This is a genomic window from Ochrobactrum sp. C6C9 (assembly GCF_022627935.1).
Lineage (GTDB): Bacteria > Pseudomonadota > Alphaproteobacteria > Rhizobiales > Rhizobiaceae > Brucella > Brucella teleogrylli.
In genome coordinates this window covers 68,326-83,995 of sequence record NZ_JABXGB010000005.1, presented here as the reverse complement: position 1 = coordinate 83,995, position 15,670 = coordinate 68,326, and the positions used below count along the sequence as shown (strand labels likewise).

Below are 15,670 nucleotides of genomic sequence, written 5' to 3'. Positions count from 1 at the left end.
GGTATCACAACCGCAAAAAGAAAGGCCCCGCAATGCGGGGCCTTTCTCTTGCAATCCTTTAACGAAGGATCAGAACTTGTAGGCAACGCCCAGACGAACTTCGTTGGTCTTGAAGTCGTTGTTGACGCTCAGGCCACCGAAATCGAGGTCCTTATCGCCGTAATCGGTGTAGCGATATTCAAGACGCAGGATCAGATTGTCGGTTGCGGCATAGTCCACACCGCCGCCAATGGTCCAGCCGGTAAGCGTCTTGCTTTCGGAGAAGCCGATACCGCCGATATCACCACTGTTCTTGACATTGCCGAATGCAACACCGCCAGCGATGTACGGCAGGAAGCGATCAAAGGCGTAACCAGCGCGGGCGCGAACGGCACCCGACCAGCGCAGCTTGTTCTCAAACGAACCGACTGCGAGATCGCCATTATAGATGTCGATGCCCTTCGAGACGTCATTATAGGTGATGTCGCCATCGATACCGAGAACAACATTGTTGCCCAGATCGAAGTTGTAACCGGCATAGAGACCGCCGAGGAAGCCATCAGGCTTCACGTCGCCATAAGTGAAAAGGTCACCGCTGAAGTCGGACTTGCCCCAGCCATAGCCAACCTGACCACCGATGTAAGCACCGTTCCAGGTAAAGGTCGGAGCGACGACAACCGGTGCTGGTTCCTGTTCGATAACCGCGTCAGCAGCCTTTGCGCCGGTGGCAGCAACGAGGGCGACGGTGGATGCGAGAAGAAGCGTCTTGAGCTTCATGATGAACCTCCAAAGGAAATTTTCTGAACCAAGCTTGCCCTTAATATAAGCGACTACTCAGAAAAGTCTGTAGCAAGGAAGCCACAGCAAGCGAAATGTGCAAAAAGCCGAACACGAAGCCGTGAAACCGCCTTCTCTAGTTAAAATTCGGTTAAAAACCACCGAAAGAGCCGCTCTGTGCAGGCCTATATTAATCCCGATCCAATCGGGTTATAGAAAACCGGGCTTAAAAGGTGGGAGACTGATATGCAGATAGCGGGCGGCAGCGAACGGATCGACTGGGTCGATATTGCCAAGGGCATCTGCATTATCTTCGTCGTTATGATGCATTCCACGCTGGGCGTCGAAAAGGCGGCGGGTGCCGAAGGCTGGATGCATTATGTGGTTGCCTTCGCCAAACCATTCCGCATGCCGGATTTCTTCATGATCTCCGGGCTGTTTCTCAGCCTCGTCATCGACCGGCCCTGGCGGCGCTATCTCGATCGCAAGGTTGTGCACTTCCTGTATTTCTATATTCTGTGGCTGACGATCCAGTTTGCGTTCAAAGCGCCGGGCATTGCCAGCGAAGCCGGTATTTCAGGCGTCGTGCAGGCCTATCTCATGGCTTTCGTCGAGCCGTTTGGAACGCTGTGGTTCATCTATATCCTGCCAATCTTCTTTATCGCGACGCGGCTTTTGAAGCGTGTGCCAGTGGGCGTGACCTTTACGGTGCTGGCTGTGCTGGAAATCCTGCCCGTGCATACGGGCTGGGTGATGATTGACGAATTCTGCTCGCGTTTCGTCTATTTCTTCGCGGGCTATGCCTTCGCACCGGCCATCTTCAAGGTTGCGGACTGGCTGCGCCAGCGCCCTCTTGTCGGCGTTGCCGGGCTACTCGTCTGGGGTCTTGTCGAATATAAGCTCGTCTTCATGCCGGTGCCGGAAAGCCTCGCATCGTTGATCGCGCCGGCAAGCGATCTTCTGAACGGGCGTGGCGCTATCAGCGATCTGCCCGTTATCTCGCTACTGCTGGGACTGGTCGGCGCGCTGGCGATCATCTCGATTTCGTCGCTGTTAAGCCTGCTGTCCGCGCGCAACTGGCTGCATCGGGCCTTAAGCTGGCTCGGCGCACATTCGATTGTGATCTATCTGGCCTTCTTCCTACCAATGGCCATTGCGCGCACGGTGCTGCTGAAACTCGGCTTCATCGATATCGGCACAGTATCGCTGCTGACCACCGCAAGCGGCGTGATCGGGCCGGTCATTCTTTACGGGCTTATCCGATGGACCGGCTATGGCCAGTTTCTGTTCCGCCGCCCGGCATGGGCCTATATTGATCAGGCCCCGCAAAAGAAAACGGCGGCCACAGCCGCCGTTTGATGGTTTCGGATTTTTCGCCCAGTATCAGCTATGCGCGAAGATATCGTCTTCCGGCCAGCCCATCAGATCGAGCTCCGAACGGGTCGGCAGGAATTTGAAGCAGGCTTCGGCCTGTTTCACGCGGCCATCGCGCTCAAGGCGCTGTTCCAGAACGGCCTTCAGGCGATGCAGATAGAGCACGTCGGAAGCGGCATATTCGAGCTGCGCCTGCGAGAGAATTTCCGCAGCCCAGTCGGATGACTGTTGCTGCTTGGAGATAGAAACGTCCAGCAGCTCGTTGCACAGTTCCTTGAGACCATGGCGGTCCGTATAGGTGCGGGTGAGCTTCGATGCGATCTTGGTGCAAAAGACGGGCTGCGGCATGGTGCCGAAAGCCTGCGCCAGCACCGCCAGATCGAATCGGCCGAAATGGAAGATTTTCGTGATCGAGCGGTCTTTCAAAAGCTTGACCAGATTGGGCGCCTTTTTCTGACCGGCTTCGATCTGGATTACGTCTGCCGTGCCGTCACCGGGCGAAATCTGCACCACGCAAAGCCGGTCACGATGCGGGTTCAGCCCCAGCGTCTCGGTATCGATGGCGACCGCATCGACCTGATAGTGATCGAGGTTCGGCAGATCGTTTTTATGAAAACGGATGGTCATTCTCTATTATCCTTATTTGGCGGCGATAGCCGCCATGATGCGAGCCCTACTTGGCGGCGATAGCCGCCATAATACGCGCCCATGAGCGCTGGCCTTTGTGGAAGGAGTTCAGCTCGTATTTTTCGTTGGGCGAATGGATCCGGTCGTCTTCGAGGCCGAAGCCGACGAGCAGCGATTCCATGCCGAGGAACGTGTCGAAGTCGCCGACAATCGGGATCGAGCCGCCCATGGCGATCAGCACCGCTGGCTTCGGCCATTCGTCGGACAGCGCGTCCTTGGCCTTGGAAACCAGCGGTGAATCATAAGGCAACTGGATTGCGGGCGAGCCGCCATGCGGGTGGAACTCCACCGAACAATCGGCTGGCAGACGCTCTTGCACAAAGGCGCGGAAGGCTTCGCGGATCTTTGCCGGGTCCTGTTTGTGGACCAGACGGAACGAGACCTTGGCCGAAGCCTGCGCCGCGATAACGGTCTTGAAGCCTTCGCCGGTATAACCGCCGGTGATGCCGTTTACTTCCGCAGTCGGGCGCGCCCAGGTGAGTTCCAGAACGCTGCGGCCCTTTTCGCCGGATGGGATCGACAGGCCGATGGGACCGAGAAAATTTTCCGCCGTACGACCGAGGCTTTCCCAGGATTGCAGGATTTGCGACGGGGTTTCTTCCACGCCTTCATAGAAGCCCGGAACGGTGACGCGTCCGGTTTCGTCATGCAGGTCGGCCAGAATCTTGCTCAGAATATGGATGGGATTGGCGGCAGCACCACCGAAGAAGCCCGAATGCAGATCGCGGTCGGCAGCCTTGATGACGATTTCCTCGCCGACGAGACCGCGCAAGCCCACGCTGATGGCAGGGGTTTCCGCGTCCCACATGGCGGTGTCGCAGACCAGCGCCACGTCTGCCTTCAGCTCCGCCTTGTTGGCATCAAGGAATGGCTTCAGCGACGGCGAACCGGATTCTTCCTCGCCTTCGAACAAGAGCGTCACCTTGACTGGCAGATTGCCATGGATCGCCTTATAGGCGCGGCAGGCTTCCACGAAGGTCATCAGCTGGCCCTTGTCGTCGGACGTGCCGCGACCGGTCAGGATCTTGCGACCGTTACCGACATCCTTGATCGCCGGATCGAACGGGTCGTTTTCCCACAGGTTCAGCGGATCGACCGGCTGTACATCATAGTGACCATAGAACAGCACATGCGGCGCATCGGGCTTGGCGCCATCGTGATGCGCAACGACCATCGGGTGCCCCGGCGTGTCGCGCACGCTGGCGTCGAAGCCGATCGTCTTCAGATCCTCGACCAGCCATTCCGCAGCTTTACGGCAGTCGGCCTTATAGGCCGGGTCGGTCGAAATCGACTTGATCCGCAGCAGTTCGAACAGGCGTTCGAGGCTTTTATCGAGATTGGCGTCGAGGTGGCTGAGAACTTTGTCGAGCGATTGCTGAGACGTTTCCGTGGACATGAAAATTTCCTGACGAGTCTTAAACTGGCGGCACACTACAACCAGCATCGTCAGGAGGAAACCCGGTTTGAGAGCGGGTGCCCGAAAATGATTTGGCCGCTGCGGTGAGGGGATACCACAGCGGCCATATCACTACACTCAAAGCGGCAGCCCGGAGAGGGGAATGAGGCTGCCGCAACATCCGGTATCCAACGGGGGACGGGTCAGAAAACCGGCGACCGACGAACTGTCGATGACTGAAATTTGGTTTTCAATCGTGGCTATTCAAGGGCACGGAAGATTACAAATCTGTAACAAACTTGTTATCGATCCGTGACGAGGTTCTTTCGCGTGGATCATTGTTTCTCCTGACATTGAGCCAGTTCCCTTTAGGACTGCTTTGATCTACTTCTAAGCCATGAAAAAAGGCGATCATCTCTTTCTCGTTGACGGCTCGGGTTATATTTTCCGCGCCTATCACGCCCTTCCCCCACTGACCCGCAAGTCCGATGGTTTGCCGGTGGGCGCCGTATCGGGCTTCTGCAACATGCTGTGGAAGCTGCTGAAGGATGCGCGCAACACCGATGTCGGCGTGGTGCCGACCCATTTCGCGGTGATTTTCGACTATTCGTCGAAGACGTTCCGCAACGCGCTTTATCCTGAATACAAAGCCAATCGCACCGCGCCGCCGGAAGACCTGGTTCCGCAGTTCGGCCTGATCCGTCAGGCAACCCGCGCCTTCAACCTGCCCTGCATCGAAAAGGAAGGGTTTGAGGCCGACGACCTGATCGCGACCTATGCGCGCCTTGCCGAACAGGCGGGCGGCGATGTCACCATCGTCTCTTCCGACAAGGACCTCATGCAGCTCGTGACGCCGGGCGTGTCGATGTATGACAGCATGAAGGACAAGCAGATTTCGATCCCCGAAGTGATCGAAAAATGGGGCGTGCCGCCGGAAAAGATGATCGACCTGCAATCGCTGACCGGCGACAGCACGGATAATGTGCCCGGCATTCCGGGCATTGGCCCAAAGACGGCGGCGCAATTGCTGGAAGAATTCGGCGATCTCGACACGCTTCTCGCCCGCGCCTCGGAAATCAAGCAGAACAAGCGCCGCGAAAACATTCTGGCCTTTGCAGACCAGACCAAGATTTCGCGCGAGCTGGTGACACTCAAGACCGATGTGCCGCTGGATGTCGATCTCGACGGTCTGGTTCTAGAACCGCAAGACGGCCCGAAGCTGATCGGCTTCCTCAAGGCCATGGAGTTCACCTCCCTGACCCGCCGCGTGGCCGAAGCGACCGATACGGATGCTTCCGCCGTGGAGCCGTGCCATGTCGAGACGCAATGGGGCGCGGATGCGCATGGCCCCGATGTCGATGTCGTCGTGACGAGTGTTGCGGACGTCACGGTCGTCGCTGTGGCGACGGGCGAGCCTGCCGCTGCGAAAGGCTACACCCCGCAGGCGCTGGCCGACAAGCGCGCCGCGAATGCCACTGCGCAGAAGATCGACACCAGCGCTTACACTTGCATTCGCGATATTGCCACGCTCAGGCTCTGGCTGGCCGAAGCAGTCGAAACCGGCGTGATGGCTTTCGATACGGAAACCAATTCGCTTGATCCGATGCAGGCGGAACTCGTTGGCTTCTCGCTGGCTCTCCCCGGCCAGAATGGCACGACCAGGGCGGCTTATATCCCGCTACAGCACAAATCCGGTCAGGGCGATCTGCTCGGCGGCGGCATGGTCGATGGGCAAATACCGCTCGGCCAGGCCCTTGAAGCGCTGAAAGCCGTGCTTGAGGATGCTTCCGTTCTCAAGATCGCGCAGAACATGAAATATGACTGGCTGGTGATGCGACGTCACGGGATCAACACCGTATCCTTTGACGATACGATGCTGATTTCCTATGTGCTCGACGCCGGTACGGGCAGCCATGGCATGGACCCGCTTTCGGAGCGCTGGCTCGGCCATACGCCGATTGCCTATAAGGATGTTGCAGGCAGCGGCAAAAGCGCCGTGACCTTCGACATGGTCGATATCGACCGCGCGACAGCCTATGCGGCTGAAGATGCCGATGTGACGCTGCGCCTGTGGCAAGTCCTCAAACCACGCCTCGCTGCTGAGGGCCTCATGTCGGTCTATGAGCGGCTGGAGCGTCCATTGGTCGATGTGCTGGCGCGCATGGAAGAACGCGGCATTTCCGTGGATCGTCAGGTGCTGTCGCGCCTGTCTGGCGATCTGGCACAGGCTGCCGCCGCTTACGAAGATGAAATCTACGAACTGGCCGGTGAGAAATTCACCATCGGCTCGCCGAAGCAACTCGGCGATATTCTGTTCGGCAAGATGGGCCTGCCCGGCGCCTCCAAAACCAAGACCGGCCAATGGTCCACCTCTGCTCAGGTGCTTGAAGATCTGGCCGCCGAGGGCCATCCGCTGCCGCGCAAAATCGTTGACTGGCGCCAGCTGACCAAGCTGAAATCCACCTATACGGATGCGCTGCCCGGCTTTATCCATCCGCAGACCAAACGCGTCCACACATCTTACGCAATGGCGTCCACCTCGACGGGCCGCCTCTCCTCTTCCGAACCGAATTTGCAGAACATTCCGGTGCGTACCGCCGAAGGCCGCAAGATCAGGACGGCCTTCATCGCGGAACCGGGCAACAAGCTGATCTCCGCCGATTACAGCCAGATCGAGCTGCGCGTGCTGGCCCATGTGGCCGACATTGCGCAATTGAAACAGGCTTTTGCCGATGGCGTCGATATTCACGCCATGACTGCGTCGGAAATGTTCGGCGTGCCGGTGGAAGGCATGCCGTCGGAGGTTCGCCGCCGCGCCAAGGCGATCAATTTCGGCATCATCTACGGCATTTCCGCTTTCGGTCTCGCCAACCAGCTTTCCATCCCGCGTGAGGAAGCCGGGCAATATATCCGCACCTATTTCGAGCGCTTCCCCGGCATCAAGGATTATATGGAAGCGACCAAGGCTTTTGCGCGTGAAAATGGCTATGTCGAAACCATATTCGGACGCCGTGCCCATTATCCGGATATCCGCGCTTCCAACCCGCAAATCCGCGCTTTCAACGAGCGCGCGGCCATCAACGCGCCCATTCAGGGTTCGGCTGCCGACATTATCCGCCGCGCCATGATTCGCATGGAAGATGCGCTTGAAAAAGAAAAGCTCGCCGCCCGCATGTTATTGCAGGTGCACGACGAACTGATCTTCGAAGTACCGGAAAATGAAGTGGAAAAAACCATTCCGCTGGTGCGTCATATCATGGAGAATGCGGCCCTTCCGGCGGTATCTCTGACGGTTCCGCTGCATGTCGATGCGCGCGCAGCGCATAACTGGGACGAGGCCCACTAACACTCTTTACCGAGCCGTCACTGCCAGACGGTTGCGGCTCGGCCTTGCTTTCAACCCGCATTTTAACGGATCATACAGAACGATCTGTAGTGATTATCCGTATAATAATAGGTGCGATTTGCACTCCCATCATAACCGATAATGGCCCGGTGCCTTCCACGGCGACCGTATCGATCCTTGCCGAGATCGAACTCAAAATAGGTCATACGAGGCACATTCGGGAGAATTCCCTCGTTATTGTTGAAGACCGTGGGCCTCTGCCCCTTCCCCTTCAAATATTGGTCGAGCTGGAATTTTGCATTTCTGAAATCATCATATTCATTGGGGTTACTCTTGGGAGGAATTCCAGATGCACAGTACGAAATCGGCCTTGCGACACCGTAATTGACAGAAAACATCAAGCCAACGATTAAAAAAGCTGAAACAGCCAATAATTTTCTCATTTTTATCTCGCAATTACTTTGATTAAATCGAATTGATAGCCAATCATTATTGATAGTGACGTTTATATATTAAATGAAAACTGAGCCCCGGTAAGTCGGTCAATTGGCATACGCCGGGCGCAGGGCTGCCATGTCGCCAGCCATGGTTGACCTCGCGACCTGAACCCTATAGGGAAGCGGCAATTCTGTTGCTTCGGTGGTCGCCAGGGGAGCCGTGAACGTTAGGTTTACGGCCAATGGGTTTGCGACTTGTGAAGCTTTTGTGAAAGTTGTCCATGTCTCTGCCCGAAACCATCGCTCCGGCCCTGTCCGGAGCTCTTGCCGCTCGCGGTTATAATACCCTCACCGCCGTTCAGAACGCCGTGCTGGCGCCTGAAACCCTTGATTCCGACCTTCTCGTTTCCGCCCAGACCGGTTCCGGCAAGACCGTTGCCTTCGGTCTCTCCATGGCCAACACCATTCTGGAAGACGAGCTTCGCTTCGGCGAAGCGGGTGCGCCGCTTGCCATGATCATCGCGCCGACGCGCGAATTGGCGCTTCAGGTGCGACGCGAGCTGGAATGGCTTTATGCCGATACCGGCGCGCGCATTGCATCCTGCGTTGGCGGCATGGATATCCGCACCGAGCGCCGTGCGCTGGAACGTGGCAGCCATATCGTCGTTGGTACGCCGGGCCGCCTGCGCGACCATATCACCCGCTCCGCGCTGGACATGTCTGCGCTGCGCGTCGTCGTGCTCGACGAAGCCGACGAAATGCTCGACATGGGTTTTCGCGAAGACCTCGAATTCATCCTCGGTGAAGCGCCGGAAGACCGCCGCACGCTGATGTTCTCGGCAACCGTGCCGAAGCCCATCGCGCAGCTCGCCAAGCGTTTCCAGAACAATGCGCTGCGCCTCACCGTGCAGAGCGAAACCAGCCAGCACGCCGATATCGATTATGTCGCCATGCCGGTTCCGCCGCATGAGCGCGACCACGCGATCATCAACACGCTGCTTTATTACGATTCACAGAACTCGATCATCTTCTGCTCAACCCGTGAAGCGGTAAAGCACATGGCAAGCCGCCTTTCCAATCGCGGCTTTGCAGTGGTGGCGCTTTCGGGCGAACTGAGCCAGGCCGAGCGCAACAATGCGCTGCAGGCCATGCGCGATGGTCGCGCCCGCGTTTGTGTGGCGACCGACGTTGCCGCACGCGGTATCGATCTGCCGAATCTCGATCTGGTTATCCATGCCGATCTGCCGAACAATCCTGAAACCATGCTGCACCGTTCGGGCCGTACCGGTCGCGCCGGTCGCAAGGGCACCTGCGTGCTGGTCGTGCCGTTCTCGCGCCGCCGTTCCGCCGAGCGCCTTCTGCATATGGCGAAGCTCGACGCGCAGACCATCCCTGCGCCGGGCATTGCTGCCGTTCAGGCCAAAAACAACGAACGCATTCTCAATGCCGAGGCATTTGGCCAGCCGGTTGAGGAAGAACATCAGGACGTGCTGAAAGCGCTTCTGGAGCGTTACACGCCGGAACAGCTGGCAGCCGCCTATCTCAATCGCGAATTGTCGCTGGCGCCTGCACCGGAAGAAGTGTCGGACGCGCCGGTTCATCCGGTTGGCGGCAAGAAACCGCGCGAACGTTCTGACCGCGGCGATCGTTTCGAGCGTAACGACCGTTTTGATCGTGGAGAACGCGGCGAACCGGGCGAACGCTTCGACCGCAATGCGCATTTCGATGGCGTCTGGTTCTCGGTTTCGGCTGGTCGAAAGCACCGCGCCGATCCGAAGTGGCTGCTGCCGCTGATCTGCAAGGCCGGCGACGTGTCGAAGCGCGATGTCGGCTCGATCAAGATCCTCGACGGCGAAACCCGCTTTGAAATCGCCGCATCGAAGGCCGATGAATTCCGTCAGTCGGTTGCCGAGCGCGGCACGGGCGAAAAGGGTCTGGTGATCCGTCCTGCGGTTGCTGGCGCCGGTGAAGATGCCGGACGCCGCGAAAGCAAGAGCTTCAAGCCGCGTGGTGAAAAGTCTTATGGCGAGAAATCCTGGGGCGACAAGCCGCGCGGAGACAAGCCTTGGGGCGACAAGCCACGTGGGGAAAAGTCATGGGGCGACAAGCCGCGTGGCGAAAAATCCTGGGGTGACAAGCCGCGTGGTGACGGCTTCAAAAAGGGCCCGAAGAAGTCCGAAGGCGGCTATAGCAAGAAGCCTCGCAGCGAGTAAGCTGTTCGTAAAACTGGAAAAGCCCGCCGCATGGCGGGCTTTTTATTAACCGGCGATTTACGTCCCTTTAAACCGCCGCATTTACCCTGCACCGGGTAGACCCTTCTTCGCATTGGCTGAATAACATGACGGCAATGCAGATTAATTTTGGAAAATGATCGGTTCGCACGCATAACGGACCGGCGCGCAGGTGGGTAACTTAGGCAGACTATGGCATCGCGAGACGACAGGAACGGACGCATCGACCCTTCTTTCGGCAAAGAAGAGAAGAGGACTGACGAGGACGATTTCCGTGTCGATGAGGAGGAGCGTATGGCGCGCTCGCAGCAACGCAAACGGACCCCGTCCCGGGATCGCGAACCGCGTGCGGCACGCCGCGGCAAGGCGAAGCCGCGCGGCTTCTTCGGCTTTCTGCGCCGGGCGATCTACTGGTGCTTCGTGCTCGGCCTGTGGGGCGGCATCGGCCTTGCCGGTGTGCTCGTCTATTTTGCAGCCAAGATGCCGCCGACGACGGATTGGGAAATTCCCGACCGTCCACCCAACGTGCGCATTGTCGATGTTAGCGGAAAGCTGATTGCCAATCGCGGCACCACCGGCGGCGAGGCTGTGGGTCTGCATGAAATGTCGGCCTTCATTCCAAAGGCGGTTGTCGCCATTGAAGACCGGCGTTTCTTTTCGCATTTCGGCATCGACCCGATCGGCCTTGCCCGCGCAATTGTGACCAATGTTGTTTCGGGGCGCGCCGTGCAGGGCGGTTCCACTTTGACACAGCAGCTGGCCAAAAACCTGTTCCTGTCACCTGACCGCACGCTGGAACGCAAGGTACAGGAAGTGATGCTCGCCGTATGGCTCGAGCATAAATACACCAAGGAACAGATTCTGGAGATGTATCTGAACCGGGTCTATCTCGGTTCGGGCGCCTATGGCGTCGACGCGGCTTCGCGGCGCTATTTCAACAAGTCGGCCAAGGATGTGAACCTGATGGAAGCCGCCACGCTGGCTGGCCTTCTCAAAGCCCCGTCCCGCCTGTCGCCCGCCCGCGATCCGGAAGCCGCCGCCGCCCGCGCCAAGCTGGTGCTGGGTGCCATGCGCGAAGAAGGCATGATCGATGACAGACAACTGGCGATCGCCGAAAGCGAACCGCCGACCCGCGCGCCATCCTTCTGGCAGGGTTCGGAAAACTATGTCGCCGACAAGGTCGTGTCGGCATTGCCAGCCCTGATCGGCGAGGCGAAGACCGATATCACGGTGGAAACGACCATCGATCTCGGCCTGCAATCGGCAGGCGAAGAGGCGATCAAGGACCAGATTTCCCAAAGCGGCAAGAAAATGAATGTGAGCCAGGGTGCGCTCGTTTCCATCGACGGCACCGGCGCGGTGCGCGCCATGGTCGGTGGCGTCGATTATGCCGCCAGCCAGTTTGACCGCGTGACCGATGCGCGCCGTCAGCCTGCATCCTCCTTCAAGCCGTTCGTCTATCTTTCGGCGCTGGAACAGGGCCGCACACCGGATTCGGTGCGCAACGATGCGCCGGTGCGCATCGGCAAGTGGACGCCCAGCAACGACAACGGCAAATATATGGGCGAAGTGACGCTGGCGACCGCGCTGTCGCACTCGCTCAACTCGGTTTCCGCCCAGCTTGTGATGGAAGTCGGCCCGCAGACCGTGGTGGATACCGCGCACCGTCTTGGCGTGCAATCGAAGCTTGAGCCCAACGCTTCGCTGGCGCTTGGCACCTCGGAAGTGACCCTTCTCGAACTGGCCGATGCCTATGTGCCTTTTGCCAATGGCGGCTATCGCGCGCCGGTCTATTTCATCACCAAGGTGACGGATGCCGATGGCAAGGTGCTTTACCAGAAAGATGACGCCATTGGCCCGCGTGTCATCGACGAGCGCAATGTCGGCATGATGAACGCCATGTTGCGGCGCACCGTCGAGGACGGTACGGCGCGCAAGGCGGCCTTTGGCGGCTGGCCCGCAGCGGGGAAAACCGGCACCAGCCAGAATTTCCGCGACGCATGGTTCGTCGGCTACACATCCAATCTCACCACTGGCGTCTGGTTCGGCAATGACGATGGCAAGGGCATGAAGCGCGTCTTCGGCTCGACCTTGCCGGTTGCCGCCTGGAAAAGCTTTATGCAGGAAGCGCACAAGGGCGTGCCCATCTCCGAACTGCCCGGCCATTACGACATCCAGAATGTCGTTCCCGGCGGCAGCGACGGCATGGACCCGAATGCGCCTTACGATCCCAACATGATGCCACAGGGCGGCTATGGCGATCAGCCGATGGCTGGAAATGGCGACGATGGTTACTGGCCGCCAGCGCCGGAAACCACCACGCGCAACGACATCCAGCAGGCTGCACCGGAAGGCGCTTATCCTGTGAATGCGCCGGGCCCGCAGGGCAACGCATCCGGCGGGTATGACGACACCTACCGCCCGATGCCACCCGGCGAGGTCGGTGGCCAGCCGGTGCAGCAGCCGCAGCGACGGCAGGGTGGCTCCACCACGTTGCTTGACATCATCATGGGCAATTCGCAGTAGAGATTTGCAAGAAATGCGGGAGTGGATGACAGTCCGCTCCCGCAGTCGCGATCAAGTGAAGCACCTTCTGCACGCAATTGCTAATTCCCCTCGAAATCTTGAGCGGCATGGTCTATTCAAGATTTGAGAGCGAGGTTTTCCATGACCCAAATGACCAAAACAGACGCGTCCCCATCTGAAGCCCCGAAGGTTGACGAAGAGCGCAAGACACTGGTTCTGACCGGCGCCAGCCGCGGTATCGGCCATGCGACCGTCAAGCGTTTTTCGCGTGCAGGCTGGCGCGTGATTACCTGCTCGCGGCAGGATTTTTCCGATAATTGCCCATGGCCCGCCGGACCGGAAGACCATATCAAGGTCGATCTGGCCGATCAGGAAGACGTCGGCAAAGCGATTGCCGAAATCCGCCGTCGCCTTGAAGCCAATGGCAGCAAGCTGCATGCGCTCGTCAACAATGCAGGCATTTCGCCGAAAGCACAGGGCGGCCGCCGCCTGAATTCGATTGAAACGCCGATGGCCGTGTGGCGCGACGTGTTTCAGGTCAATTTCATGGCCCCTATCATGCTGGCGCGTGGCCTGTTCAAGGAACTGGAAGCCGCACAGGGTTCGGTCGTCAATGTGACCTCCATTGCAGGCAGCCGTGTTCACCCCTTTGCAGGCACCGCTTATGCCACGTCGAAAGCAGCGCTTTCCTCGCTGACGCGCGAAATGGCCTCGGATTTCGGCCCCTATGGCATCCGCGTCAACGCTATTGCGCCGGGCGAAATCGACACGGCGATCCTGTCGCCGGGCACAGAAAAGCTGGTGGAACAATTGCCCATGCGCCGCCTTGGCAAAACCTCGGAAGTCGCGGAAACCATCTACTTCCTGTGCACTGAAGCTTCATCCTATGTCACGGGATCGGAAATCCATATCAATGGCGGCCAGCACGTCTAACAAATGCAAAGCGCGGCTGTTGAAAAACACCGCGCTTTTTGTTTAGCTGCCTTCAATCGATTTAAAACCCAATTCAACAGAAACCGAGCCATGATCCTTTGTTGCGGTGAAGCCCTGATCGACATGCTGCCACGCGAAGCCGCGACCGGCGAAACAGCCTTCGTGCCTTTTGCGGGCGGTTCGGTTTTCAATTCGGCCATAGCGCTTGGGCGACTTGGCGTGCCGACAGGCTTCTTCTCCGGCATTTCCTCGGATTTCTTCGGCGAAGTGCTGCGTGACACGCTGGCGCGCTCCAATGTCGATTATTCCTTTGCCGCCATTTCGGATCGCCCGACGACGCTTGCCTTCGTCCGCCTCGTGGACGGTCAGGCGCGCTATGCTTTCTACGACGAGAATACGGCTGGCCGCATGCTTTCCGAAAGCGACATGCCTTTCGTGGATGAAAGCATCGACGCCATGCTGTTTGGCTGCATCAGCCTGATTTCCGAGCCATGCGGCAGCGTCTATGAAGCGCTGATGACCCGTGAAGCTAAAAAGCGGGTCATGTTCCTCGATCCCAATATCCGCGCCGGTTTCATCACCGACCGCGAGAAGCATCTGGCGCGCATGAAACGCATGATCGCGCTGGCCGATATCGTGAAACTGTCCGACGAAGACCTCAACTGGTTCGGCGAACATGGCAGCCATGACGAAATCGCCGCCGAATGGCTGAAGCTCGGTCCAAAGCTGATCGTCATTACCAAGGGCGCCCATGGCGCCGATGCCTATACGGCCCATGCAACGGTGCGTGTGCCGGGCGTCAAAGTTGATGTCGTGGACACGGTTGGCGCGGGCGATACGGTCAATGCGGGCATTCTGGTCAGCCTGCACAATCAGGGCTTGCTCAACAAGGCGGCCATCGCAACTCTGAACGAAGACCAGATTCATTCTGCTATTGCGCTTGGCGTCCGGGCTGCTGCCGTCACCGTTTCCCGCGCGGGCGCAAACCCGCCATGGGCCGCAGAAATGCGCGATTGATTCCGTCATCTACAGATAAGACAGCGCCTTCTAACCTACGCCATTGACCCGACTCAATTCCCGCCTTCTATAGGGAGTGGGTGGGAGAGAATCGAATATGGCGAAGGACAATTCAGTGGACGTCTTGCGCATCGCAGCCTTCTCACAAGGCAATCAGGGCGGCAACCCAGCAGGTGTGCTGATTGCGGACCGCCTCCCCTCTCCAGAGGAAATGCAGAAAATCGCCAAGGAGGTGGGCTTTTCTGAAACGGCTTTCGCCGCGCCGGACGGCGAAAGCTGGCGCGTGCGTTATTTCGCGCCTGAAATGGAAGTGCCGTTCTGCGGCCATGCCACCATTGCGCTCGGTGCAGCGCTGGCCATGCGCATGGGCGACGGACATTTCAACCTGAAGCTCAATAACAGTACCATCAGCGTGGACGGTCGCAAGGAAGGCGAGTTGTTCGCCGCCAGCCTGCAATCGCCGCCGACGCGCAACCGTGCCGCCGCTGAAGTCGAGGTGGAACAGGCACTCTCGCTGTTCAGCTACGACAAGGACGATCTCGCGCCCGGCATTCCGCCGGCGCTGATCCATGCGGGCGCGGACCATATCCTGTTGCCGCTGCGCTCACGCGAGAAGCTTGCTTCGATGCATTACGATCTGGCGCGTGGCCGCGTAATGATGAAGCGGCAGGGCTGGACGACCATCCTGCTGATCCATTCGGAAACGCCGCAACGCTTCCATAGCCGCAACCCGTTTGCTGCTGGTGGCGTCTATGAAGACCCGGCGACGGGCGCTTCCACGGCGGCCTTTGCCGCCTATCTGCGCGATATCGGCTGGCCGCATGGCGGCGAGATCGAAGTGTTTCAGGGCGAGGATATGGGCAGTCCGTCGCATCTTCGCGCCCAGATCGGCACGGAACGCGGCGGATCAATCCGCCTTTCCGGCACAGCACGGCTGATGGAATAGCGGTAAAACGCGGCTCGTAAC

Annotated in this window: 11 protein-coding genes; 7 read left to right on the top strand and 4 right to left on the bottom strand. The window is 58.7% G+C overall.

Features of this window, described 5'->3' with window-relative positions:
- Nucleotides 1-69: 69 nt before the first annotated feature.
- Entirely contained in the window at nucleotides 70-756 is a 687-nt protein-coding gene (locus HWD97_RS05400) for an outer membrane protein (RefSeq protein ID WP_121537086.1), read from the bottom strand.
- Nucleotides 757-1,002: 246 nt separating this feature from the next.
- Between HWD97_RS05400 and HWD97_RS05395 the strand changes: the two genes are divergently transcribed.
- A complete protein-coding gene (locus HWD97_RS05395; RefSeq protein ID WP_121537084.1) occupies nucleotides 1,003-2,115 on the top strand; it encodes an acyltransferase family protein in 1,113 nt (370 codons plus the stop codon).
- A gap of 24 nt (nucleotides 2,116-2,139) precedes the next feature.
- Here the strand turns inward: HWD97_RS05395 and HWD97_RS05390 are convergent, their stop codons facing one another.
- Both HWD97_RS05390 and HWD97_RS05385 read right to left on the bottom strand, forming a co-directional pair.
- A complete protein-coding gene (locus HWD97_RS05390; protein WP_109368154.1) occupies nucleotides 2,140-2,757 on the bottom strand; it encodes a ribonuclease D in 618 nt (205 codons plus the stop codon).
- Between the two features lie 46 nt (nucleotides 2,758-2,803).
- Nucleotides 2,804-4,213, bottom strand: a complete 1,410-nt coding sequence (locus HWD97_RS05385; RefSeq protein ID WP_371834857.1) for a dipeptidase — start codon at nucleotides 4,211-4,213, stop codon at nucleotides 2,804-2,806.
- 397 nt (nucleotides 4,214-4,610) lie between these two features.
- Between HWD97_RS05385 and polA the strand changes: the two genes are divergently transcribed.
- Nucleotides 4,611-7,559, top strand: coding sequence for a DNA polymerase I (gene polA / locus HWD97_RS05380; protein ID WP_121537080.1), 2,949 nt, complete (start codon nucleotides 4,611-4,613; stop codon nucleotides 7,557-7,559).
- A gap of 62 nt (nucleotides 7,560-7,621) precedes the next feature.
- Here the strand turns inward: polA and HWD97_RS05375 are convergent, their stop codons facing one another.
- Complete coding sequence (locus HWD97_RS05375) at nucleotides 7,622-8,002, bottom strand: ribonuclease domain-containing protein (RefSeq protein WP_121537078.1); 381 nt, start codon at nucleotides 8,000-8,002, stop codon at nucleotides 7,622-7,624.
- 275 nt (nucleotides 8,003-8,277) lie between these two features.
- Here HWD97_RS05375 and HWD97_RS05370 point away from each other — a divergent pair, with 275 nt between their 5' ends.
- From HWD97_RS05370 to HWD97_RS05350, 5 genes are all read left to right on the top strand, one after another.
- The gene (locus HWD97_RS05370) at nucleotides 8,278-10,209 is read left to right on the top strand and encodes a DEAD/DEAH box helicase (protein WP_121537076.1); all 1,932 of its coding nucleotides are present in this window, start codon (nucleotides 8,278-8,280) and stop codon (nucleotides 10,207-10,209) included.
- Between the two features lie 210 nt (nucleotides 10,210-10,419).
- Nucleotides 10,420-12,753, top strand: a complete 2,334-nt coding sequence (locus HWD97_RS05365) for a transglycosylase domain-containing protein (RefSeq protein ID WP_121537074.1) — start codon at nucleotides 10,420-10,422, stop codon at nucleotides 12,751-12,753.
- A 141-nt stretch (nucleotides 12,754-12,894) separates the two neighbouring features.
- Nucleotides 12,895-13,686: an SDR family NAD(P)-dependent oxidoreductase gene (locus tag HWD97_RS05360; protein WP_121537072.1), complete on the top strand. Its 792-nt coding sequence runs from the start codon at nucleotides 12,895-12,897 to the stop codon at nucleotides 13,684-13,686.
- 90 nt (nucleotides 13,687-13,776) lie between these two features.
- Nucleotides 13,777-14,703, top strand: coding sequence for a carbohydrate kinase (locus HWD97_RS05355; RefSeq protein WP_121537070.1), 927 nt, complete (start codon nucleotides 13,777-13,779; stop codon nucleotides 14,701-14,703).
- A 115-nt stretch (nucleotides 14,704-14,818) separates the two neighbouring features.
- Nucleotides 14,819-15,649 carry a PhzF family phenazine biosynthesis protein gene (locus HWD97_RS05350; protein WP_109370143.1) on the top strand — a complete coding sequence of 277 codons (831 nt, stop codon included), beginning with the start codon at nucleotides 14,819-14,821 and terminating at the stop codon, nucleotides 15,647-15,649.
- Nucleotides 15,650-15,670 lie beyond the last annotated feature (21 nt).

Bases quoted from the DNA above. Each gene is read 5' to 3' on its own strand.
- HWD97_RS05400 (WP_121537086.1), bottom strand. From the start codon at position 756: ATGAAGCTCAAGACGCTTCTTCTCGCATCCACCGTCGCCCTCGTTGCT.
- HWD97_RS05395 (WP_121537084.1), top strand. From the start codon at position 1,003: ATGCAGATAGCGGGCGGCAGCGAACGGATCGACTGGGTCGATATTGCC.
- HWD97_RS05390 (WP_109368154.1), bottom strand. From the start codon at position 2,757: ATGACCATCCGTTTTCATAAAAACGATCTGCCGAACCTCGATCACTAT.
- HWD97_RS05385 (WP_371834857.1), bottom strand. From the start codon at position 4,213: ATGTCCACGGAAACGTCTCAGCAATCGCTCGACAAAGTTCTCAGCCAC.
- polA (WP_121537080.1), top strand. From the start codon at position 4,611: ATGAAAAAAGGCGATCATCTCTTTCTCGTTGACGGCTCGGGTTATATT.
- HWD97_RS05375 (WP_121537078.1), bottom strand. From the start codon at position 8,002: ATGAGAAAATTATTGGCTGTTTCAGCTTTTTTAATCGTTGGCTTGATG.
- HWD97_RS05370 (WP_121537076.1), top strand. From the start codon at position 8,278: ATGTCTCTGCCCGAAACCATCGCTCCGGCCCTGTCCGGAGCTCTTGCC.
- HWD97_RS05365 (WP_121537074.1), top strand. From the start codon at position 10,420: ATGGCATCGCGAGACGACAGGAACGGACGCATCGACCCTTCTTTCGGC.
- HWD97_RS05360 (WP_121537072.1), top strand. From the start codon at position 12,895: ATGACCCAAATGACCAAAACAGACGCGTCCCCATCTGAAGCCCCGAAG.
- HWD97_RS05355 (WP_121537070.1), top strand. From the start codon at position 13,777: ATGATCCTTTGTTGCGGTGAAGCCCTGATCGACATGCTGCCACGCGAA.